The 23,864-nt window shown below is 30.2% G+C and carries 23 protein-coding genes; 3 read left to right on the top strand and 20 right to left on the bottom strand.

Annotated elements, in window-relative coordinates:
* Nucleotides 1-3: 3 nt before the first annotated feature.
* From BLV71_RS07565 to BLV71_RS07475, 20 genes are all read right to left on the bottom strand, one after another.
* Nucleotides 4-420 carry a GPW/gp25 family protein gene (locus BLV71_RS07565; protein WP_369813910.1) on the bottom strand — a complete coding sequence of 139 codons (417 nt, stop codon included), beginning with the start codon at nucleotides 418-420 and terminating at the stop codon, nucleotides 4-6.
* A gap of 3 nt (nucleotides 421-423) precedes the next feature.
* A complete protein-coding gene (locus BLV71_RS07560) occupies nucleotides 424-714 on the bottom strand; it encodes a PAAR domain-containing protein (RefSeq protein WP_093869957.1) in 291 nt (96 codons plus the stop codon).
* A 114-nt stretch (nucleotides 715-828) separates the two neighbouring features.
* A complete protein-coding gene (gene vgrG, locus BLV71_RS07555) occupies nucleotides 829-2,574 on the bottom strand; it encodes a type VI secretion system tip protein VgrG (protein WP_093869956.1) in 1,746 nt (581 codons plus the stop codon).
* Nucleotides 2,575-3,261 carry a CIS tube protein gene (locus tag BLV71_RS07550; protein ID WP_093869955.1) on the bottom strand — a complete coding sequence of 229 codons (687 nt, stop codon included), beginning with the start codon at nucleotides 3,259-3,261 and terminating at the stop codon, nucleotides 2,575-2,577.
* On the bottom strand, nucleotides 3,261-3,422 hold the full coding sequence (locus tag BLV71_RS18560) for a DUF5908 family protein (RefSeq protein ID WP_176974370.1): 162 nt from the start codon (nucleotides 3,420-3,422) through the stop codon (nucleotides 3,261-3,263). The genes BLV71_RS07550 and BLV71_RS18560 overlap by 1 nt, the downstream gene beginning before the upstream one ends.
* Nucleotides 3,423-3,424: 2 nt before the next feature.
* The gene (locus tag BLV71_RS07545; protein WP_093869954.1) at nucleotides 3,425-3,865 is read right to left on the bottom strand and encodes a phage tail protein; all 441 of its coding nucleotides are present in this window, start codon (nucleotides 3,863-3,865) and stop codon (nucleotides 3,425-3,427) included.
* Nucleotides 3,865-4,311, bottom strand: a complete 447-nt coding sequence (locus BLV71_RS07540; protein ID WP_093869953.1) for a phage tail protein — start codon at nucleotides 4,309-4,311, stop codon at nucleotides 3,865-3,867. The genes BLV71_RS07545 and BLV71_RS07540 overlap by 1 nt, the downstream gene beginning before the upstream one ends.
* A gap of 38 nt (nucleotides 4,312-4,349) precedes the next feature.
* Nucleotides 4,350-6,245 carry a phage tail sheath family protein gene (locus BLV71_RS07535; protein ID WP_218131768.1) on the bottom strand — a complete coding sequence of 632 codons (1,896 nt, stop codon included), beginning with the start codon at nucleotides 6,243-6,245 and terminating at the stop codon, nucleotides 4,350-4,352.
* 21 nt (nucleotides 6,246-6,266) lie between these two features.
* Nucleotides 6,267-7,340, bottom strand: a complete 1,074-nt coding sequence (locus BLV71_RS07530) for a hypothetical protein (protein WP_093869951.1) — start codon at nucleotides 7,338-7,340, stop codon at nucleotides 6,267-6,269.
* Between the two features lie 5 nt (nucleotides 7,341-7,345).
* The gene (locus BLV71_RS07525; protein ID WP_093869950.1) at nucleotides 7,346-7,921 is read right to left on the bottom strand and encodes a Pvc16 family protein; all 576 of its coding nucleotides are present in this window, start codon (nucleotides 7,919-7,921) and stop codon (nucleotides 7,346-7,348) included.
* Nucleotides 7,922-8,162: 241 nt separating this feature from the next.
* The gene (gldA, locus tag BLV71_RS07520) at nucleotides 8,163-9,059 is read right to left on the bottom strand and encodes a gliding motility-associated ABC transporter ATP-binding subunit GldA (protein ID WP_093869949.1); all 897 of its coding nucleotides are present in this window, start codon (nucleotides 9,057-9,059) and stop codon (nucleotides 8,163-8,165) included.
* Complete coding sequence (locus BLV71_RS07515; RefSeq protein WP_093869948.1) at nucleotides 9,050-9,526, bottom strand: GNAT family N-acetyltransferase; 477 nt, start codon at nucleotides 9,524-9,526, stop codon at nucleotides 9,050-9,052. The genes gldA and BLV71_RS07515 overlap by 10 nt, the downstream gene beginning before the upstream one ends.
* Nucleotides 9,526-10,476: a dihydrofolate reductase gene (locus BLV71_RS19020; protein WP_093869947.1), complete on the bottom strand. Its 951-nt coding sequence runs from the start codon at nucleotides 10,474-10,476 to the stop codon at nucleotides 9,526-9,528. Before BLV71_RS19020 ends, BLV71_RS07515 begins: the two co-directional genes overlap by 1 nt.
* A complete protein-coding gene (locus BLV71_RS07505; protein ID WP_093869946.1) occupies nucleotides 10,458-10,640 on the bottom strand; it encodes a hypothetical protein in 183 nt (60 codons plus the stop codon). Before BLV71_RS07505 ends, BLV71_RS19020 begins: the two co-directional genes overlap by 19 nt.
* Before the next feature lie 81 nt (nucleotides 10,641-10,721).
* The gene (locus tag BLV71_RS07500; RefSeq protein WP_093869945.1) at nucleotides 10,722-11,546 is read right to left on the bottom strand and encodes a thymidylate synthase; all 825 of its coding nucleotides are present in this window, start codon (nucleotides 11,544-11,546) and stop codon (nucleotides 10,722-10,724) included.
* A 118-nt stretch (nucleotides 11,547-11,664) separates the two neighbouring features.
* Nucleotides 11,665-14,934: a VIT domain-containing protein gene (locus tag BLV71_RS07495; protein ID WP_093869944.1), complete on the bottom strand. Its 3,270-nt coding sequence runs from the start codon at nucleotides 14,932-14,934 to the stop codon at nucleotides 11,665-11,667.
* Between the two features lie 104 nt (nucleotides 14,935-15,038).
* Nucleotides 15,039-16,757, bottom strand: a complete 1,719-nt coding sequence (locus tag BLV71_RS07490; protein ID WP_093869943.1) for a NupC/NupG family nucleoside CNT transporter — start codon at nucleotides 16,755-16,757, stop codon at nucleotides 15,039-15,041.
* 20 nt (nucleotides 16,758-16,777) lie between these two features.
* Nucleotides 16,778-17,383 carry a bifunctional nuclease family protein gene (locus BLV71_RS07485; protein WP_093869942.1) on the bottom strand — a complete coding sequence of 202 codons (606 nt, stop codon included), beginning with the start codon at nucleotides 17,381-17,383 and terminating at the stop codon, nucleotides 16,778-16,780.
* A 142-nt stretch (nucleotides 17,384-17,525) separates the two neighbouring features.
* Nucleotides 17,526-18,479, bottom strand: a complete 954-nt coding sequence (locus tag BLV71_RS07480; protein WP_093869941.1) for an electron transfer flavoprotein subunit alpha/FixB family protein — start codon at nucleotides 18,477-18,479, stop codon at nucleotides 17,526-17,528.
* A 64-nt stretch (nucleotides 18,480-18,543) separates the two neighbouring features.
* On the bottom strand, nucleotides 18,544-19,284 hold the full coding sequence (locus BLV71_RS07475) for an electron transfer flavoprotein subunit beta/FixA family protein (protein ID WP_093869940.1): 741 nt from the start codon (nucleotides 19,282-19,284) through the stop codon (nucleotides 18,544-18,546).
* A gap of 142 nt (nucleotides 19,285-19,426) precedes the next feature.
* Here BLV71_RS07475 and BLV71_RS07470 point away from each other — a divergent pair, with 142 nt between their 5' ends.
* The 3 genes from BLV71_RS07470 (at nucleotide 19,427) to BLV71_RS07460 (ending at nucleotide 23,853) form a co-directional block, all read left to right on the top strand.
* A complete protein-coding gene (locus BLV71_RS07470; protein ID WP_093869939.1) occupies nucleotides 19,427-20,227 on the top strand; it encodes a class I SAM-dependent methyltransferase in 801 nt (266 codons plus the stop codon).
* Between the two features lie 63 nt (nucleotides 20,228-20,290).
* The gene (locus BLV71_RS07465) at nucleotides 20,291-21,271 is read left to right on the top strand and encodes a pyruvate dehydrogenase complex E1 component subunit beta (protein WP_093869938.1); all 981 of its coding nucleotides are present in this window, start codon (nucleotides 20,291-20,293) and stop codon (nucleotides 21,269-21,271) included.
* A 77-nt stretch (nucleotides 21,272-21,348) separates the two neighbouring features.
* The gene (locus BLV71_RS07460; RefSeq protein ID WP_093869937.1) at nucleotides 21,349-23,853 is read left to right on the top strand and encodes a DUF5686 family protein; all 2,505 of its coding nucleotides are present in this window, start codon (nucleotides 21,349-21,351) and stop codon (nucleotides 23,851-23,853) included.
* The last annotated feature ends 11 nt before the right edge of the window (nucleotides 23,854-23,864 follow it).

Here is a 23,864-nt window from a genome sequence, read left to right as displayed (position 1 = left end):
TTTTTAATTTATATCAGTTCCTTCTCCTTTATAAAAAGGAAACACCACATTGGTTCTACTATTTGTAGCTCTAATTGTATACTCGATTTTTATAACTAACATCCCTTCTAAAGGATCTGTTTCTGAAACATCAATATGAATTACATCAATTCTTGGTTCATGGTATAATATTGCAGTTTGAATCAGTTCTTTTGCATAAGTTATAAGTGTTCTGTCTAATCGTTCAAAAAGTAATTCTTCCAGGTTACAACCATAATTTGGTAATAATACTCGTTCACCTAATCGTGTGGTTAATAGTATTTCTAAACTACTTTTAATATCCTCTTCATCGGATATCATAACTACTTCTCTTAAATCATTAGAAAACTCAGGAGGAAACCCCCATCCTATTCCTAAAAATGCTTTTTTATTTTCCATCATTAACTATCCTATTAATACTGTTGGTTCTCCTAATACTATTGTGCCTCCATGTGAAGTACTATCTCCCATTCTTGCCGCTGGCATACCTCCTATTAATACTGTTCCTGAACCTGCTACTATACTATCAGGTGGTCCAACACAAACTGCCATATCTCCAACTCTTGCAGCTGGTAAACCTCCAATTAAAACTGTTGGTTCTCCTGCTGGTAAAATTGGCCCTCCAACATGAGGAACCACTCCTGTAACCATAGGGCAAACATGCATATCTGTAATTCTTGCTGCTGGATTTCCCATTTACTTTACTTATTTGAACTATCATTACGAGTTAAAGGAGGTAACCTTACTTTAAAAGACAGATTCCTTCGTCTTATTTCCTCGGAATGACATTATTGTTTTACCTTTTAAAAATTAATTTATTTGTACTAATGATCCTTTTAAAACTGCTATCGCACTAGTTGATAACTCTGCTCCTGCACTCCCTTCAGCTTTGAATTCAGCATTTGCCGTTAAACTCACATTAGTTCCTTCAATAGAAACATCTCCAGAAGCTTTTAAAGAAATATCTCCTGCACTTTCCATTGATATACCATCACTATTTATAGTAATTACATTTGAATTATCATCTTCAATAGTTATAGTGTTTTCATCTTCATCAAGAGATATAATTTTTCCTGCTGGTGTTTCAATAGTAATTATCTTCTTATCATCATCAAACAATACTTTCATTTCGCTTCTTGTAATAATTCCTTTTTCATGATTATCATCTGTAGCTGTTATTGGCGAAGGTTTAGCACTACTATGCAACATTCCTAAAACAATAGCATCATTAGGGTCTTGATTAATAAAACCTACTATAACTTCATCTCCTATTTCTGGTCGAAAAAAAACACCTCTATTTTCTCCAGCATCTGGTGAAGCAACTCTACACCAAATACCTTCTTCTTCATTATTAATAATTGGAATTTGCACTAAAATCCTATCTTCACCATCAGGGTCTTCTTCTAATTGAGAAACAACACCTATTTGCAATCCTTGAATTGCTGGTAATAATCCTGATGCTGGTTTTGAAGAAATTTCAAAAGTTTCAGAAAACCACTCTGTTGACAATCCAAATTGAGCATTCGATACCCAATTTCCATTAGAAATAACATGTTGTACACCAGTTACGTAAACATTACCGTTAAAGCGATCACCAACTCCTTCTAATTTTAAAATTGTATTAGGCTTTACCGATGGAATTCCTTGAAATTTCACTCTACCTCTTACTTTTGCTAATTGTTGAAATAACCATTTTGCATCTGCCCAATCTTGTAATTCAGTATCTGTAATACCTCCTCCATGCCTAAGTTCTAAGTTTTCTAAATCTATAATTTTGTTTAAATCAGAAACTGATAAATTTCCGTTTAACGTAACTCCTGGATCTTTACCTTCAACCTCAACTAATTCTTGATCTGTATGATTCCAACTATAAGCAGCCACTTTTTTAACTTGATGACGAGCATCTATTTCTGCATCAAAATCTAAAAGTGAACCTCCAAAGGTTACTGTTTCTATTTCAGATTGACCAATGTTTGGTTTTGCTATAGTCACAGTTCCATCATCTACAAAGCATAGCTTTCCATTGGCTTGAGCTCTTGAAACTAAAAAATCCCAATCTGAAGCATTATACTGAACTAATTCAGGGTGAGAATGATTTGTTGATTCAACTTCTTTAGATAGTCCATATTCACCAATAATTTCTTCAAAAATATCACTGTCTTTGCTTTCGTAGAAATATTTACTTTTTCTACCCATCGTCATTTTTACAGCTTCATCTTTACATTCAATAACTAACTGTGCTGAATGAGCCCTAATTCTTAAATTATGTTTAATCACAATTCCTTTAAAAATAGTTTCTTCATCTGAATGATAACCAGCTGTAAGTTCAATCTCTTTCCCTGGAATAAGTAAGTTTTCATTACTTAATTTAAAATCTCGTTTTGAAGCATCTCCATCAATTAAAATAATTTGAGCCGTTGGTATTTTATTTACCTCTTTAGAAACAGTGATGCTTTTTACCTCATATATTTTTGACAATTCTTCTCCTTCAACAAGTATTTTAAAAGTGGTTAAATCAGCACTTTTTGAAGTTTGTATGGTTCCTGTACTATTCATTTAGGCGAATTTTTGTAATGGTGGAAAAAAAATTTCTTGACCAGATTTTAATTTTCTGAATTGCATAATCTTGTTTACCCTCGCTACTTCTAGATAATACTTAGAGTCTCCATAAATACGGTGGCACATCAGGGGCAAGGTATCTCCAGATTTTACTTTACGATAATGGGTTAAATCTGGCGATTGATTATTTTCTTTAGCTATTCGTAAATCATCATCAATAGTACCTTTTACTTTTAATTTTGCATTCGCACGTAATGGAGTACCATCAGGAGCAAATAATCTATATTCAATTGAAAGATCTACTAAAGATCCTTTAAACAAAAGCGCCCCCCATTTAATCATTAAATAATTAGGCTTGTGTTCTTCTCCTTTGTACTCAAAAACAATCTTCTTAAAAGCTTCAATTTTATCGATAATTCCATTCTTCAAATCACCTTTTCCATCAATTACTCCGCTACTATCAAATAACAAATCTAGATCTAGTTCTTGTGGAGGTATTTTAGTGAATTTTGGTTGTCCCCCACTTGTTCCTTGACCCTGAACTTCAGTATACTCTGGCTTGTATGCCACCATATATTTTTCAGGGTTTACCAATGTTGTAAACTCTCCATTAGCAACCTCATCATTAAATTTATCGTCTTTATAAGCTTTTATAACTAGTTTTTTTAATTCTCCTTGACTCATTATCGTTGTTTTTGTCTTTCAAGAATATCCATTACTTCCTCTACACAAGTTGCAACTATGGCTGCAGTATTACTAATATTTGTTCCACTAGCCTGTCCTTGTATTTCAGGCTTTTCATCTACATTTATTTTAATATGTAATTCTTTAATAGTAATTGGCATGGTTAGGTTACTTTAAAATAATTATACGTTAATTCAAGAGTTTCTATTACAAGTTTACTTTCTTCAGCATTAAAGTCGCCCACATTCCATTTAACTGGATATGCATGAACTATGTTCCAAGTTTGGATAGCTTGATGATCTTCTCCAAGCAACATAACATTTATATTTACTGGTTGAATTTCAAAGTTTTCTAATGCTTTCTTGCACCATTTAATAACCTCAGAATTTACTAGAACTCCTCTTTTTAAAACTAAATTTGGGTATTTTGAGCGTACTGGTATTTTATGCTTAAATCTATTTTCTCCACCTTCAGCAATTTCTTCAGTTTCAAGGTCTACTGAGAGCCCTGAAACTGATTGAAATGAGTTGTCTCCTTGTGAAGTTGGAATTGTTTCAAACTCTACTTTAAAACTAAAGCCTACTGGTGGATAGTAACTAAACATTAATCTATCATTGTTAATTTTTCTATTACAAATTCAGCGCTTTGTATAGCTATTTCATTACCATCTGCTTTTAAATCTGTATCAGAAAGTTTAGCCAAATATGCATTTGTACATTTCCAGTTTACAGATGCATCTCCGTTTTCATCTAATAAACTAATAGTTAAGTCTCCTCTAAACTGAGCACCTCCTTCTTGTAGGTATACAGTTTTAGCCCATTGCTCATAAAACTCTTTACTTTTATCTGCAAATATTCCTCTCTTTATAGTAATGTTAGCATACTCAAATAACCCAGGTTGTTTAGATTTATGATACTCTCTATCCGCTCCTCCACGGTACTCAATCATTTTATTTTCAAAGGTTAACCCTGAAACCTCTGTACAGTTAAATTTAGCCCCTCCAAAATCTACAGCGAAGGAAAATTTACTAAATGGATATAATACTGACATAATTTTATTTTTTTATTTAATTTTATTTAGCGAGTTACTTATACTTCTTGCATTTTATGAGAGAATTTTAAAATGATAAATTCTGCAGGACGAACAACCGCCATTCCTATTTCAATAATCATATTACCCTCTAAAATATCTTGCGCTGTCATTGTTTCTCCTAAGCCTATATTTACATAAAAAGCTTTTTCTGGCGTAGGACCAGCTAATGCTCCTGCTCTCCATTGAAGTGTTAAGAAATTATCTATCATTGCTTTTACACGAATCCAAGTGTTTTTGTCATTTGGTTCAAAAACAAACTGTTCAGTAGCTTTTTTAATTGACTCTTCTGCCATATTAAAGAAACGTCTTACTGGTACATATCTCCATTCGTTATCATTTCCTGCAAGAGTTCTTGCCCCCCACACTAAGTTTCCTTTTCCTACAAAAGCTCTAATTGCGTTTATAGATTTACCTGCAACTTCATCTACATTTAACCCTTGTTGCTCTTCATGAGAAACTTGAATCGTTGGTTCTACAACATAATTTAAACTTACATTTGCTGGTGCTTTCCATACTCCTCTATTAGAATCAACCGCCGCATAAATCCCCGCTATTGTTGAACTTGGAGGTAATACCAATGGTATACGCCCTATTTCAGCTTTTACTTGATTATACAAACGATCATTTGTATTTTTAAGGTTTCTAAGAATAGTTGTTGTTGAAGGAAAAACAGCAGCATTAGCATTTAAAGCAGCAATTAATAAACTTAACTCTCCAGGAGTAATAAGTGTATCTATAGCTGTTTTTAAAGTGTCAATTTCTAAAACATTTGCATCAATTTCATTTTTAATTTTAGTAGCTGTATCATCATCATTTAATCTATCTTTTGCTTTATTAAAATCAAGCACTATATCTTCAAGAATGTTTGTAATCCAAGTATCTAAAGCATTAGATTCTGCAACTACACTAGCATTTTTTCTTGAAATTGCCAAAGCAGCTTCTAAACTAGTTTTAATTGAATTCACGTAATTTATTACATTATCTATAGATGCCTTAACTATTGGCGTATAAGCTGCAGCTGAAATTGCATCTGTAACATTAGCATCTGTGTCTGCCTTTAAAGTATTTAACGCTGTTTTTAAATCATTAAATTTAGCGGTATCGATATCATCAGAAATCAATTGTACTTGCGCTTCTAAGTCTTCCTGAGTTGTAGATTTTTCAACTACTGAAATTTGAGATTCATCATAGGCGTAATCTAAAATTGTTTTTAAAAATGGATAATATGCGGCTCCATATTTAACTTCATTTTTAATACTAGAAATTTTATTTCTTAAATCTTCTACAGGAGTAGGCGATTGTGTTTCATCATCATGCTCTGAATCGATAATTACAAAACGATCTTTTAATTTCAAACATTGCTTCAAAGCATCATTATACAAACCATAAAAACTATCAGCATCTCCTATATTAGTAGCATCAGGAAATACAATTAATGTAGCTTCATCTACTTTTTCAATAGCATCTAAACCTACTTTTAATTTTGGTTGTTCTACTATAGAAACCGTTGCGTCTTCATCATCTATAACAGTACCATATCTACCAACAGAAACTATATAACACGGCCCTCCACCATTAGCAAAGAACATTTGAAGGCTATAATACATAAGAAATGGAGATCTATTATTTTTAGAAGGGCCTTCTGCAAAAATTTCTCCATTAACAACTGATACTTTTATACCAGTTTCATTTTGAGGCTTCCCAAAATAATTTTCATACTCTAACATCGAAGTAATACGAGTTGGTTTCCCTTTTAAATCTCCTATTGCTTTTTTTGTCGCCTTTTCTGTATATCCAATAAAGGCTGGAATTGCTGTTTCTACTTGAGCTACTGATGGTGGAAATTTCACAATTTCTTCAATGTAGACTCCTGGTGTTTTGTAAGCTGACATAATTATTAATTTTAATTTTTATTATATAAATATTTCTGAATAGTAATCTTGGCTATCCTTATCTAGTGTAATACTCTCTATTGTGGGATTTGGAAAAAAAACAGTTCCTTGAGACGGGGGAGTTACATCAGTTTTACCAATTTCTACGCGCCCATTTTTTGTTAAAGGGTGCTTAGTATTTGTAATCATTTTTAAATTTTCAGACAACTGACTATACCTCCAAAATGTTTTTCTATTTTCTATATAGATCTGAAAATTTGGAACCTCTTTTAATACACATTTTTTACTAACATCAAAATTGTTTGTTTCAGGATTTTTTACAAAAACGTTTTCAGTTAGTTTAGAATTATTGTCTCCTAAAATTTTCAACCTCAAAACACCAATAATTCCTTTGCTTTTATACTTTTGAATACTTAAATTTAAACTATCCAAAACTTCTTGTTCTTGAGTATTTAATGAAACATTATTCTGTATTTTGTTTTCAATTATATTAATTTGATTTGAGTCAAAATCAGCAATAGTAACTTTCTTAGGCGTATTCGTATTAAACTCATTCTCTTTTTCCATTTCATATACTAATCTTCTTGATTCTTCTTCAGAAATTAAAAAAGAACTCCATTTTTCAATATCAGTACTTGCTTCAAAAATGTTAATAGCGGAAGATGATATATTGGATAACTGATAGAATTTCTTTGTGTTTTTATCTATTATTTCAGTGTAGTTTTCAAAATACTTATCTGTTATTTTTACAAAAAAAGTTAGTGTTAAATCGTTTGGTAAATTAATAAGCGGACTATACCTTTCTATTTCATTATTTCCTTCCATAGCTACTTCTTTCAATGAAGTAGTAAGAACTCTCATTCCTTTTGAATGATTTCTTATCATTAATCTATAATCCTTTATTGTTTCTTGGGTAATCCTATTAGGTACTATTTCAATACAAGTTTTACTATTGTATACTTTATCTGCTTCTTCTTTTTCTTTAGCCTTTAATTTTTTGTTAGGATCTGGATTAATTGAATGATACTTTTTTTCACCTCTATCTAAAAAATAAGCATGTAATAAATTAATATTAAAGAGTGTTTGATATACCATTGTAATTAATTATTAATTATTGCATTTTTATTCATTTCTGTAACTACTGATCCTTCGCGTTTTAGTACATCTCTTTCTATCTCTAGTAATGTTATTTTATAAAGTACTGATGGGTTTTGTTTTCCACCTAAGGTTCCCCATATGAAATTCAATTCTTCAAAAGTTGGCGTATATAACTCCGTTATAAACTTGAAACTTTTAATATTTTCAACTCCGTCAACATTTTCATAGTTACTATTGGCTTGTGTAAATACTTTTTTGCCTTGAAAAAAAGCAATAACATTAGTAAGACTTTTTAACGACTCAGTGTAGGTAGATTTATTAATACTGAATAACACAAAAAGGTTTAAGTAAATTTTTGGGTTTTTATATGAAACCGTAGTTCCGTTTACATAATTATTTCGTAAATTTTTTAATGCAAATTCTTCTTGTGTATTTATTAAAGTAAGAGATATATTGGGAAAATTACCAGGTGAATTACCCTCAGAGTTTGCATCAGCTATGTTTGCTAATGCTACATCATTAGAATCTAAATAATCATTTAGTTCTTCTGCTATGATTTGTAGTATTTCGTAAATCATTAGTAGTTCCTAGTTTAGTTGGTTTCCAAAACTACCCCTAACTACATGAAAAATTTACAATGAAAATCTCCTTAAAAAAAGTTCTTTTTCTTTAATTATTTTCGGTGATAATATGAATTAAAAAAAGGAAAAACACTCTAGTTTTTAACAATTAAAAAGTTTAGATTTTGACTTAAAAACATAAAAACCTCTAAACATGATATTTAGAGGTTTTATAAAGTATTTAAAATATTTTTATGAATTAACTTTTAGTCAACTCATGAAATAAACTTTCTAAGTTTTTATTTTCTGTATTTAAGCCAAGAATTTTAAGTCCGTTTTCTTGAGCGAAATCAAAAATTACTGGACGCATATCTTGTTCTGATTCAAAAGTCAAAATCCAGTTGTTCTCAGTAGTATTTTTAAAAGACAAAATATTTGGTAAGCGTTTTATAAATTGTTCTTCTAACTTATAATCAAATGTTACTTTAATAATTTGTTCTTTACTTGTTTTTAATTCTTTTAAAGGTTTATCTATAATTACCTCTCCTTTATTAATCAATAACACCCTATCACAAACAGCTTCAACTTCTTGCATGATATGTGTAGACAATAGTACCGTTTTGTTTTTTCCTAACTCTTTTATTAATTCACGTATTTCAACTAATTGATTAGGATCTAAACCTGTAGTAGGTTCATCTAAAATTAATACTTCAGGATCATGTAAAATTGCTGCAGCTAAACCAACACGCTGCCTATACCCTTTTGATAATTGGTTTATTTTTTTATGCGCTTCATTAATTAAACCTACTTTATCTATTACTTCAGCTATCTTGGTTAAGTCAATTTTATAAATTGAAGCTTGAAATTTTAAATACTCACGAACGTACATATCTAAATACAACGGATTATGTTCGGGTAAATATCCTGTTCTTTTTTGCGCTTCTATTGGTGTTTTAATTACATCAATACCATCTACTAACACTTCACCTTCGGTTGGTTTTATATAACCGGCTATGATTTTCATAGTAGTTGACTTCCCTGCTCCATTAGGACCTAAAAACCCTACTATTTCACCTTTCTCAACTGAAAAAGAAATAGTATTAACAGCTTTTTGTGTTCCGTATATTTTAGTTATCGAGGTAAGTTTTAATGACATTGATCTTCAGATTTCCATTGAATTTTTATTGCATTCATTTCGTTTGATTCTAATTTTTTATTTAAGAAAATTTTGAAACCTAACTTTTTATAAAATTCAATAGGAGATTTATATTCTTTTTTATTCTGTTTAAGGTAACTATTTTCTATAACTACCCAACCATTCAATTCTTTATTTCTTTTCTTTGCTTTTTGTATTAGTTTTCTCCCTTCTCCAAAACCTTGCATTTTAGCGTCAATTATCATAGCAAACCACAACTCATTATTTCTAATAAAATCGCAATACCACCCTAAAACTTCATTCTCTTTTAATATAAGAATATGTTTTTTATTTTTTAGTTGAGATAAATACTCATCAAATTCTGCTTTACTTTTTTGTTGAATTATTTCGGGGTACTCATTATTCCACAATAATCTTACTGCTTCTTTTTCAAATTCGCTTAACGCATGTGTTTCTTTATAAATCATTACTTCTTTACATAAGAAACGAAACTATAATCATATTTATTTTTTTCATCAGCTATAAAATCTTCTCTTGAAGCTTCTTTCCAAACTAAAGTATTAATTTCAGGAAAATAAACATCCGCTTCAAAATTTTCATGAACCAATGTAATATCTAATTTATCTACTAAATTACTTTCTAATGCTTGTTTATAAATTTGAGCACCTCCAATAATAAAAACATCTGTATCTTTTTTACTCAACTCTAAAGCCTCTTCTATACTATTAGCAGTTAAGCAACCTTCTTTTGAATAGTCTTTATTTCTAGTAATAATGATTGTTGTTCTATTTGGTAAAGGTTTCCCTATACTTTCAAAAGTATTACGTCCCATGACAATATGATGACCACTAGTTACTTTTTTAAATCGCTTTAAATCGGCTGGTAAGTGCCATATTAAATCATTTCCTTTTCCTAACTCATTATTTTTACCTATTGCAGCAATTACTATAATCATTTTTGAAACTATTTGTTTTTCATGATGATGAAAATGGACAATATAATCTTCCATTATTTCAGCAAATGTATATAATTCTGTTTTCTCTTTTGAAACATTAATTTTAGCATTTACTTTATTCTCTGGAAAATTTTTCCATATATGAAGTATTTGTTGGTTAATCACTTTCCATAACTGCACAACATTTTCAATAGGTAATGCTTGCCAATTTTGTGATTTCACCCATTCATTTTGATTATATGCAATATGTGGAGTTTCTTCATATTGAACTCTAATAAAACGCTGTAAATTATTAAAACCCGAATCAATTAAATGGCCTAGAACTTCTTTTTTACTCCATTTACTTTCAGATTCTTTCTTATTCCAACTCTCTTTAGAAATAGAAGCTACCTGTAAAGGAAATGAATTAAGTATATTTTCTAAGTTTTCAATACATGTTTTAATTACATATTCTTTACCCATTCTTTTATATAGCTTGTAAAGTCTTCTTTATTCGTTATTTTATCTTCCCTACTATTTTCAATATTTACAATAATAGTTTGAATAGCTATTAACACATTTTCGTCATTAATTTCAGCTATCTTATCGTAAATATTCTCTTTTATAGTATCTATTTCATTGGTCATATTCTATGTTTTAGGGTTAGTACTAAAGTAATAACTAAGAACTAATTTTTAATTATTAAAAAGATAAAAGAACGTTAAAAATTAAATAGCTACCACTCCTTTTATATGAGGATGTGATTCATAACCAACCAATTCAAAGTCTTCAAATGTAAAGTCTTCAATATTTTTAATCGCTGGATTTATCTTCATTTTTGGAAGTTCTTTTGGATCTCTAGATAATTGTAATTCCAATTGCTCTAAATGATTATTATAAATATGAGCATCTCCAAAAGTATGAATAAACTCCCCTGCTTCATAACCACATACTTGTGCTACCATCATAGTAAACAAAGCATATGAGGCTATATTGAATGGAACACCTAAAAATATATCAGCACTTCTTTGGTATAATTGACATGATAATTTTCCATTAGCTACATAGAATTGAAAAAAGGCATGGCAAGGTGGTAATGCAGCTTTACCATTTGCTACATTCTCTCCAAATGACTTTGAAGTGTCTGGTAAAACAGATGGATTCCAAGCAGAAACTAACATCCTTCTACTATTAGGATTCTTTTTTAACGTTTCAATTACTTCTTTTAATTGATCAACCTCATCACTATTCCAATTTCGCCATTGATGACCATATACAGGGCCTAAATCTCCGTTCTCATCTGCCCATTCATTCCAAATACGAACACCATTTTCTTGTAAGTATTTAATATTTGTATCTCCTTTAATAAACCATAAAAGCTCATAAACAATAGATTTCAAATGCAGTTTTTTGGTTGTTACCATTGGAAAACCTTTGCTTAAATCAAAACGCATTTGATGCCCAAAAACACTTTTAGTTCCTGTTCCTGTTCTATCTCCTTTCTCATTTCCGTTTTCTAAAACGTGCTTTACTAAATCTAAATACTGCTTCATAATTCTATATTCACTTCCCTTAAGGAAAACATTTCATTTTGTAAAAATAAAAAAGCTTCCATATATTATACTGAAGCTTTTCATAATTATATTAATAAGTTATTAACTAAAAAGCCTTCTAAATTTTAACTTTAGCAATCATCTCTTCTTTATCTTTCTTAGTTAATCTAATAACTTTTACTTGCTTACTTTCATCCTTCTTTCCCTGATTTTTATAAATTGTTATTTTCATAAAAGTGGGAGTTTCAATTTTTTGTTTACGATCTCCAAAATATTTAATCTTCACATAATAAAGCCCCTTTTCTGCTTCCTTCAATGTAAAACATTCTGGTCCGAAACCTTGAGTCATATCTCTAGAAATACTACCTCCTTGTTCAGTTTTAGTATGACTATAATAACACTCTTCTAAATTAGGATCTATAACATGCAAGTCAATATCTGTATCATTGTGATTCCAGTCAACTACCGTTCTAAAATCTATAGGTGTCATTTCTTCAAAAAAACCTTCAGGCGCTTTTGATATATCTAAATCATCCTTATATTTTTTATATAAAATATTTAACTCTTGTTTTGCTATATCTTGCATCCCCTTAAAAACTCTTCGGTGTTTATTTTTTTCGTATATTTTATTATTTACAATACTTAATAAAACATCAAAAGCTTCTTGACATAAACCAATGTTTTGATATGCTAAAGCAACATCCCTATATGACTGTGCATCTTCAGGTCTTAGTTCTAAAATAGTTTTATAGATAAACAATGCTAAAGTATTCTCATTTCTTTCTTCTAATTTATAAGCATACGCTTTTAATAACTCATAATTATCTGCATCTAATTCAGATACATTAGATAAAATTCTACTTGCATATATTCTAGCATTAAACCTCCTGTTAAAATAATCAGAAACATCTATATAATAATGTGGTACTTCTTTATAGCTTTCTCTTTGCTTTATATAAAATAAATAAGCAGTTTCTTTATCTTTAAAAAAGTCTAACGCATTTAAATATGGTGTATTTACTATTCGCTTTTCTACCTGCAAACTTCCTTTGTATTTTTTATAAGAAGGTTTCACTAACGAATTATTAACTACCTGACTTTCTGTTAAACTATTAGAATTAGGTCTTCTATTGCTTGCATTATTAGGGAGTTCTATGGTATTTGCTTTAACTATTACTGATTCTGGTCTTTGTAAATTTATTCTTTCAGGATTATTTGATTTACTCATTGTTATAGGCAATATATAAGAAACGTTTACTGACCTTCCTCTTTGACTTGCTGGAATAAACCTAGGTAACATCTTTAAAACTCTAACAACTTCATTTGCTAAAATTAAATATTGGCTTCTAACTTGAATATTAATAATTTCACCTCTCTTATCTATCGTGAATTTTGCCAGAATTCTAGTATTAGATCTTATTTCTAAACCTTGAGTTAAACTTGTATTCAAATTAATTTTTATATGCTCATCTAACTTATCTATAAAACATTTTTTTTGATCTTCTTTTCTTAAATTTTCTTCACACCCTAAATAAATTGGAAGCTTTTCTACTATCGAAAACGGAACATCTTCAACAACCACTTCTTCTTCCTCTACTTCTACAATTTCATCTAACGCTACAACCTCAGCTTCATCAGTTTCAGTAACTTCTATAATCATTTCTTCCACATCTTTAGTATCTTCAACTATTTCAATTCTTTCTGGTTGCAGAGAAGAATTCCCCATATTACTCCTATTCACACTTCTTTTAGTAGAATTATTTTTTATCATATTGTACTGATCCAACAATTCTTTAGGTGGAGGTATATTATAAGTAATATAATCTTGAACATCTTCTAACACTATTAAAGAAGTATACTCAGTAACTAAACTATGTTCAACTGCCGTATTAATGATACTTTCTTTATTTTCCTCCTTATTTTCTAAAAGATGATTTATTTTATTTTTAGCCCAAATTCTTCTTATAATTCCCTTATCACTTGACACATTCTTTTTTAATACAACAGAAATTTCTTGTGTAACTTTATCACCATACCCAAAGAAAAAAGTTATCTTTTCTCCCTGCTTATAATTTTTACCAGCAATAGAAAAATCAAACAATCCTTTTGACGATTCTGACCTATACACTTCTATGTTTTTTGTAAATGAATTATACCCTAAATATTGAAGTTGTATATTATTTAAAATTGATAACGCTTCTTTTATGCTTGTTCTGTTTAAATTAAGATAACCTCCATTTGTATTTTTTGCTATACGATGTAACTTTTTGTGTGCTGCTTTTGTTTTACTATTTATAACAAAAACAGGGATACCCTTAGCTAAATCAGATTTACTTAGTGTAGTTATACCGTCAGAAAAAAGAATAATCACATCTGAATTATCTTTCATGTTCTTTAGTGAAGAATATGATGTTCCTCCATCATATACAGTACTCATTATTCTTTTCTTTAAACGAGACCAATCTCCATTTCTTATTTTAAATTTTTCTTTACCATTAATAAGATTACTAAAAGGCAAAAAATCAACGTCTACATTTTTTAAATTTCTAAAATATTGATGTAATAAATTTATTTCTTTAGAAGTGTTTCTAGACTTCATAGACAATGAAGCATCCCAATAAATGGTAATTTTATTCGGTCTTTCACGTTTTTTTTCTTCTGGTTTAATTGTTTTATAAAAATAAAAATGATTAGAAGAAGCTACTAATTTCTCTTCTTTTAATGCAATTGGCATTTTTACCAAAACACTTTTATTAGGTATATATTTTTCTTTTTTTAATGTTGTTCTAAATACATTTTCCCATTTGGAAAAAGACATTGTTTTATCTCCTTTAATTAATAATGGTGTAAATTTTTGTTGACTAGTTTCTATAGAAACATTAAAAAAATCTAATTCATCTTTAAAGCTTAGTGGTAAATGATAATAATGCGCTTCATCTTTATAAACAAGCTCTTGCTCATAAGCAATAACAACACGTTTATACCCATTTGCAGGAATAGGATACACTCTTACATTATATGAGTTTCCTTTCCCTTTTTCCAACAATGCAGGATCGACTCCTTTTCTTACAATTCCTTCAAAAGCAACTCTACCTAACTCTTTTTCTACAACAACAGCTTCCCTTAGCTTCCCTTGTATTTCTAATGCTAATCTAGAAATCTCTTGGCTTTCTCCCAAAGGAAACTTTAATTCTCCTTCTAAAACTCTTGAACTTGGATTATAAAACAACATATCGTAAGTTGTAGTTGCTATATTGCCTGTAATTGTTGCTTTAATATCTAAGGAAGATAATGCTAATTGTCTTTTACCTACATTTAAAGTAGGTGTTTTTTGGCTAATCACAAGGTTAGTAATTAACAACGTAATTAAAAATAGTAGTTTCTTCATAATAGTTTTTTGTACACTTTATTGACAATATTCATACCAAATTTTACATAAAAAAAACACCAACTGTACAGTTGGTGTTTTTTTTATTTTTTTTTATTTTTTTATTAACCTATAATCATCCCAGCAATAGTTGCAGACATTAAAGATGCAATAGTACCTCCAATTAAAGCTTTCATTCCAAATTCAGATAATGTTTTACGCTGTCCCGGAGCTAATGAACCTATACCTCCTATTTGAATTCCAATAGAAGCGAAATTTGCAAATCCGCACAACATATATGTTGCCATTATAATTGACTTATTATAAGTTAAATGAGTAGCACTAGCAACATCTTTAAGTTCAGCTAATTGAATATACCCTACAAACTCACTTGCTGCTAATTTTATACCTAACAATTGACCCATTAAAGCCATATCTTCACTAGCAACCCCTATTAACCACATTAATGGCGCAAAAAGATACCCCAAAATTGCCTCTAATGAAAGTTTAGAATAAGATGTATTTTCAATCATCCATGTATTAATTGAAGTAATATCTCCAACCCAACCTAAAACTCCATTTATCATTGCAATAAAAGCGATAAAAACTAACAACATAGCTGCCACATTCATTGCTAACTGTAACCCCTCAGTAGTTCCATTAGCTATAGCATCTAAAATATTAGAACCTATTTTTTCTGAAGAAACTTTCACATCTGTATTTACTTTTTCAGTTTGAGGGTATAATATTTTAGAAATTATAATTGCACCAGGCGCTGCCATAACAGATGCAGCTAATAAATGCTTAGCATATAACAATCTCAACACTTCATCATCTCCACCTAAGAAACCAATATAAGCAGCTAAAACTGCTCCAGCAACTGTTGCCATTCCTCCTATCATTACTAAAAGCATTTCAGATTTATTCATCTTTTCTAAATATGCCTTTATTAACAATGGAGCTTCTGTTTGCCCTAAAAAGATATTACCCGCTACAGATAAACTCTCTGCTCCTGATATCTTTAAAACTTTACTTAATAACCAAGCTAAAACTTTTACAACTTTTTGAATTAAACCTAAATAAAACAATAAGGAAGTTAACGCCGAAAAGAATATAATAGTAGGTAGTACTTGAAAAGCAAAAATAAATCCAAAAGAATCCATATCAGCTACTAATCCACTAAACAAAAATTCACTTCCTGCTCTTGTAAAATCGAGCACGCTTACAAATAAACCTCCAACCCATTCGAAAGCTTTTTGAACAAACGGAACTTTTAAAACACCAATAGCTATCAACAACTGAAAAGCCAATCCTAAACCTACAGTTTTCCAATCTATCCCCCTTCTATTTGAACTAAATAAAAATGCGATAACTAATAACGAGACCATTCCTAAAACACCTCTCCACAAACTTTGCATTGTAAATCCTTGACTAGAAACTATTCCAGAATTCATTTCTTTTATTTCAGATTTTTCCGCTACAATTGGCGCTACACTTTCACTAGAAGAGAACTTGTATAGTATATTATTCTCTGATAATGTTAATACTTTATCAGTTAACTCAGTAATATTATAGTACCTAACGGTATCTTTAGGTTGTTTGTAATTAAAAATTAATAGATTATTTTGATGTATATAGCTTCCAGACGATTTTAAATCATCTTTCGCCTCTAAAGAATAACAAAACTCTCCTTTAGATAATTCGAAAACATCATTTTGATTTATAGAAACAACTTCTTTTCCTTCAGTTGTTGTTATAGATGAAAAATTCCACTTTTTTTCAATACTTTGGCTAAACGTTACTATTGAAACGCAAAGCATCAAAAGTGTAAATAACTTCTTCATTTTTGTAGTTTTAAATATTTTTAAGATCGTTTGCTAATTTCATCTCGAATTTTAGCTGCTACTTCATAATCTTCATTTGAAACAGCTTCATTTAGCTCATCATGTAATTCTGACAAAGACATTTGGCTATACGCATCTTCCTCAACTTCTTCTTCAAAAGTTAACTCAAATTCATCTTCATCCAAACCTTCTTCTTCAGAAAACTCTTCGTCTAATTTCAAATATATCCCTGCTTTATCTAAAATATTTTCATAAGTATAAATAGGCGCTTGAAAACGAACTGCTAATGCAATTGCATCAGATGTTCTGGTATCAATAACCTCCTCAACACCATCTCTTTCAGAAAGTAAACTTGAAAAGAAAACACCATCAACCAGCTTATGAATAATTACTTGTTTTATATTTATAGAAAAACGATCAGCAAATGTTTTGAACAAATCATGAGTTAGTGGCCTTGGGGGTCTAATTTCTTTCTCTAAAGCTATAGCAATAGACTGAGCTTCAAAAGCTCCAATTATAATAGGCAACGTTCTTGTTCCTTCTATTTCACTCAACACCAAAGCGTAGGCTCCACTTTGTGTTTGACTATATGAAATTCCTTTAATAGTTAGTTTTATTAAACTCATGTATCATCATCATAAAAAAGAAAAAGGCTGTCTAACTTAGGCTTATTTTTAAGTTTTAGACAGCCTTTTTTATGCGAGCACAATTTACTAAAAATTATGAGTTCTTTTCTATTTTCTTTTAAAAGAAAAATTAACTCATTAATTATGCTTGTTTAAATACTTTTAATTTTTCTATTAATTGAGGAATAACTTCAAAGGCATCTCCAACAATACCATAGTCAGCAGCCTTAAAAAATGGTGCTTCAGGATCATTATTAACAACTACTTTTACCTTTGATGCATTTACACCTGCTAAATGTTGAATAGCTCCAGAAATACCTATTGCGATATATAAATTAGATGCAACTGGCTTACCTGTTTGTCCAACATGCTCACTATGTGGTCTCCAACCTAAATCAGATACTGGCTTTGAACAAGCAGTTGCAGCTCCAAGAACTTCAGCTAACTCTTCTACCATCCCCCAGTTTTCAGGGCCTTTTAAACCTCTACCTGCTGATACAACAACATCTGCATCTGCAATTGTAACTTTACCTGATGCCTTATTTATCGCTTCAGACTTTACATTTAATTCTGGTAATACTGCTTCAAATCCTTCAACAGCACCTGAAGCTTGATTTTCATGTGCACCATATGAATTCTTTGCTACACCTATTACCTTTCTATCAGTAGAAATTTCAGTATTATTAAATCCTTTATTCGAAAAAGCTTTACGTTTAACTACAAAAGGAGCAGTATCGCTTGGTAATGCTACTACATTTGAAGCGTACCCAGCTTCTAAAGAAACTGCTACTAAAGGAGCCACAGTTAAACCATCAACACTTGAATCAATAACAACAACACTAGCCTCCTTTGCTTCGGCTACTTGCTTTATAATTGAAGCATATGATTTAGCGTTAAACGTTGATAATTCATTTTTCACTTCTACAACATTTTCTGCTCCATAAGTATTCAGTTCTGAAGCATCACCACCATTTATTGTTAACGTTACCAAACTAGTTCCTAACTGTTCAGCAACTTTTTTTCCGTATGAAACAACTTCAAAAGCTGTTTTTTTGAATTTTCCTTCCGTTGAATCGGCAAAAACTAATACAGACATATTTTTTATATTTTTAGGTTGCTAAGTGATTTTAATATCACCCGCAAAATTTTATATTTTATTTTTAAATTGCTTTTGCTTCGTTATGTAATAAGTTGATTAAATCATCAACATTATCCACTAACTTAACAGCTCCTTTTGCTACTGGTTTTTCAAAGGTTTTTGTTACAGATGATGCAGCAGCTCCACTTCCTTCAACAACCTTTAATGGTTTTTTACGAGCCATCATAATACCTCTCATGTTAGGTATACGTAAATCTTTTTCTTCTACGATCCCTTTTTGCCCAGCAACTACCATAGGTAAAACAGATGAAACTTTTTCTTCTCCTCCATCTATTTCTCTATCTAAAGTTACATTAGTTCCTTCTACTTCCATCCCAACACAACCATTAACAAAATTGAAATCTACTAAAGAAGCTAACATTCCTGGAACCATTTGCCCATTATAGTCAGCAGATTCTTTCCCTGCTAATACTAAATCGTATCCACCTTCTTTTACTATCTCAGCTAATTCTTTCGCTACCATTAAACCATCAGTTGGCTCAACATTAACTCTTATAGCCTCATCAGCTCCTATAGCCAAAGCTTTCCTCAAAGTTGGTTCAGTTGAAGCTCCTCCAACGTTAACTACAGTTACCGAAGCACCTTGCTTTTCTTTAAACCACATAGCTCTAGTTAAACTAAACTCATCATATGGATTTATAACAAACTGTACTCCATTCGTATCAAACTTTGTATCGCTATCTGTAAAGTTAATTTTTGAAGTGGTATCAGGTACGTGACTGATACATACTAATATTTTCATATATTGCTGTTTTAAAGAAACTTATTTTTTGAACGACGAAGTTACGCATTTTTTTTAAAAATACTATGCGTGCATAGTAAATTATTTTTTCCTTTTTATTTTTGCAATTAATCATTTCGCTAAAAAACCTTACTCATTGAATATGAAGAGAAAAATTAAAAAAACTGTGAAACTAATTGGTCTACTACCTCTTTTTGAGCATGGGAATTTTTTTTATCAAAAATTCAAGAATAAAAAAAAGAATACTATCTTTTTGAATGAAAACCCTTTTGTAAAAATACCTCCTGATTTTTATTTGTATGAAACCTTTGGCTTAGACTATCATAAAATATATTTTGGTGGAGAAGACACAGCCGAATGGATTGTTGAACACATTAAAGAATTCATAAAACCAACAAACATTAAAGTTTTAGACTGGGGCTGCGGAACTGGAAGAATATTAAGGCATATGCCTAAATTTATTAAAAAATCTATTTTTTGGGGTTCTGACTATAATTCAAAATACATAAAATGGTGTTCAAAAAATTTATCGAATATAAATGTTATTAAAAACAACTTAACCCCTCCTTTAAATTTTCAAGCTAACTTTTTTGATTTCATTTATAGCATTTCAATTTTCACGCATCTATCAGAGGAAAAACATCATTTATGGATAAAAGAATTAAATAGAGTTTCAAAAAAAGGAGCTATTTTATTCATAACAACTCATGGAAATGCATATAAAAACAAACTTTCTAAGAAAGAGACTATAAATTTTAATCAGGGAAAACTAATTGAACATTCATATAAAGTAGAAGGTAATAGACTTTTTGCTACTTACCACCCTCCTATTTTCTTTAATAATTTATGCACCTCAAATAACTTTAAAGTACTTAAGCATATTGAAAGAGGGATTATTAATAATAAACCTACACAAGATATTTGGATTTTAAGAAAATTCTAACCTTTACATTACATCTATTTTTACTACTTTTGCACTCTTGATAAACAACTACTTATAAAACGTATGAAAACAGTACAATTTAGAGAGGCCGTTTGCGAAGCAATGAGTGAGGAAATGCGCAGAGATGAAAGCATTTACTTAATAGGTGAAGAAGTTGCTGAGTACAATGGTGCATATAAAGCTAGTAAAGGGATGCTAGATGAATTTGGTGCTAAACGTGTAATTGATGCTCCTATTGCTGAATTAGGTTTTGGTGGAATTGCTGTTGGTTCAGCAATGAATGGAAACCGCCCTATTGTTGAATATATGACTTTCAATTTCTCATTAGTAGGAATTGATCAAATTATAAATAACGCGGCTAAAATTAGACAAATGAGTGGAGGACAATTCAATTGTCCTATAGTATTTAGAGGACCAACTGCTTCTGCTGGTCAATTGGCTGCAACTCATTCACAAGCTTTTGAAAGCTGGTTTGCTAACTGTCCTGGGTTAAAAGTTATCGTTCCTTCAAACCCATACGATGCAAAAGGCTTACTAAAAGCAGCAATTCGTGATGATGATCCAGTTATTTTCATGGAGTCTGAACAAATGTATGGTGATAAAATGGAAATTCCAGAAGGGGAATACATAATACCTATTGGTGTAGCAGATATTAAAAGAGAAGGTACTGATGTTACTGTAGTTTCTTTTGGTAAAATAATTAAAGAAGCTTATAAAGCTGCTGACGAACTTGCTAAAGAAGGTATTTCTATCGAAATTATCGATTTACGAACTGTTCGTCCTATGGATCATAATGCAATTTTAGAATCTGTAAAGAAAACAAACAGACTTGTAGTTCTAGAAGAAGCTTGGCCATTTGGAAGTGTTTCTTCAGAAATAACTTTTAGAGTTCAAGATGAAGCTTTTGATTATCTAGATGCACCTATAAAAAGAATTACGACAGCTGATACTCCTGCTCCGTATTCACCAGTTTTATTAGAAAAATGGTTACCAAACGCAAATGATGTTGTTACTGCTGTAAAAGAAGTTTTATACATCAAATAAACAAATTGAAATTGAAAAAATAATCCAAAATCCTTTTGATTTTTTATATCAAAAGGATTTTGCAGTAAAAGAAAATAATGAAAATTCGGCTGTTTTACTTACTTATATTCATAACTACCTCAGTTAGTGCACAAATAACTTTAAAAGGGAAAGTAGTTGATGAATTTAATAATCCATTACCATTTGTTAATGTTTTTTTACAAAACACAACTTATGGAACTACTACTAGTGATGATGGTAAGTTTTTTTTAAAAACAAAAAAATACAGAGGAACTTTAGAAATATCTTTTATAGGATATAAAACTCAAGTTTTAAAAGTTAATCAAAAAACAAAATATCTTAATGTTGTTTTAAAAGAACTTTCAAATGAACTTGAAGAAGTTATTGTTGTAACTAAACCTAAAAAAAGGCTAAAGAAAAAAGAAAACCCTGCTTATAGAATTTTAAAAGAAGTATGGAAGCGTAAACGTAAACTAGGCCTAAACTTAGTTGATAATTATCAATTTAAAAAACATACCAGTATTGAAATTGGGCTTAATAATTTAGATACAGTATTCATTAAAAGAATTTTTAAACAAGATTACGAAAAAGCAATTTCTGAAATTAAATATGACAACGACGGTATTAATTACTATATCCCTGTATATTTAAGAGAGCAAGTTGCCAATGTATATGGTAATAATAAAGAGAACAATATTAGAACCGATATCGAAGCTGAAAAAGAAGAAGGATTAGGTGCTCAAGGTTTTGTTTTTGATAGAATGTCAAATACTTTTCAAAACATTGATGTATTTAAAAATAACATTACACTATTACAGAAGTCATTTGTTAGCCCCCTATCTTCAGACGGTTTTGCTACTTATGATTATGTTTTATATGATAGTATTGTAAAAAATAAAAAGAAGCTATATAACATCTATTTTTTCCCTAGAAGAAATGGTGATTTAGCTTTTCAAGGAAATGTTTGGATTGCTGATAAAAACTATTCAGTAAAAAAAATAAAAATGAAAGTTCACAAAAGTATTAATTTAAACTTTGTGAGGGGATTGAGTTTTGAAAAAGAATACGAAGTTAAAAATGATAGCATATATCTTTCTACAAAAAATGCTTATGATGGTGATTTTACTTTTCTCGACAAGAATGAAAGTAATAAAGGGTTAACAATAAAGAAAACTATTTTATTCAAAAACTACATTCTTAACAAACCAAAGCCTTCTATTTTCTATACTCAAAAAAACATTAAAATACGACCAGATCAGTATACAAAAAAGCAAGAATACTGGAAAGGAGTTACTGATGAGGAAAATAAATCAACCTATAAATTAATTAATTCTGTAAAACAAAAGAAAGAAATAAAAAACATTACAGGATTAATAAATACAGTAGCTAGTGGATATATAAACACTAATTTAGGGATTCAATTCGGCCCATTTTGGACAGCTTTTGCAAGTAATCAAGTAGAAGGATTTAGAACAAAAATAGGATTTAGAACTTTTAAAACAAAAGATGATCGTTTTAGGTTAGGTGGGCACATTGCATACGGATTTAAAGACAAAAAAGTTAAGTACGGAGCTGAAGCTAGATACCTACTATCATACAAACCAAGAATAGCTGTAGGATTAGCCTATCAAGATGATATTGAACAACTAGGTAGTGTGCTATTAAATACTACTCAATTATTAGGAAGAAGTTTTGGTACCACTGCTATACTTAATAGAGGAGACAATTTTTTCCTTTCAAGAGTCAAAAAGGTAGCTGCAAATTTTGATTACCAGATAAAAATGAATCTGCATGTAGGCTTTAACCTATCACATGCTAGAATTGGAACTGCTTCACAGAAAGATTTTTCAATGAATTACCTTGATGAAAAAGGGAATTTACGCTCACAAATAACAGACGTTGCTTCTGACATTTATGTTTCTTATACTCCTGGACGTTTTGTTTATGGATTGGGGGTTGAAAGGCGTTTTGGAAGAAATATATTCCCTACTCTAGTATTAAACTACAGAAAAGGATATAAAGGGCCTTTTAATGGAACTCATAGTTATGATAAAATTCAATTTAAATATACGCAACCTATTCTTTTAGGAAAATTTGGTTTACTAGACGCAACGATTGAAGGTGGTAAAACTTTTGGAACTGTACCAATTGGACTACTAAACCCAGTACCAGCTAACCAATCACTTTCTTTAGTTAAGAACACTTTTTCTTTATTAAATTATTATGATTTTGTTACTGACACCTACGCAGCTACACATTTAGAGCATCACTTTAATGGATTTATTTTAAATAAAATACCTCTATTAAAAAAACTAAAGCTACGTAGTTTAGTAACTTTCAGAGCAGCTTATGGTACAATTTCAAATAACAATATAGCTATTAATAAGTCAAACATAAATTACAACACACCAAATAAAATGTATTATGAATATAGTGTTGGAGTAGAAAACATAGGCTACGGAAACTTACGTTTTTTACGTATTGACGCTATTTGGAGAAGTAACTACACCCCTCCAGCAGGCTCAGTAGTAAGTCCAACTCCAAAATTTGCAATACGAATAGGAATTAAACCAGGCTTATAGCCATACATTTA

Origin of the sequence: Tenacibaculum sp. MAR_2010_89 (genome assembly GCF_900105985.1) — a bacterium.
Taxonomy (GTDB): domain Bacteria; phylum Bacteroidota; class Bacteroidia; order Flavobacteriales; family Flavobacteriaceae; genus Polaribacter; species Polaribacter halocynthiae.
The sequence above is the reverse complement of the archived record's forward strand: the minus strand, read 5'-3'. Positions and strand labels throughout refer to the sequence as shown.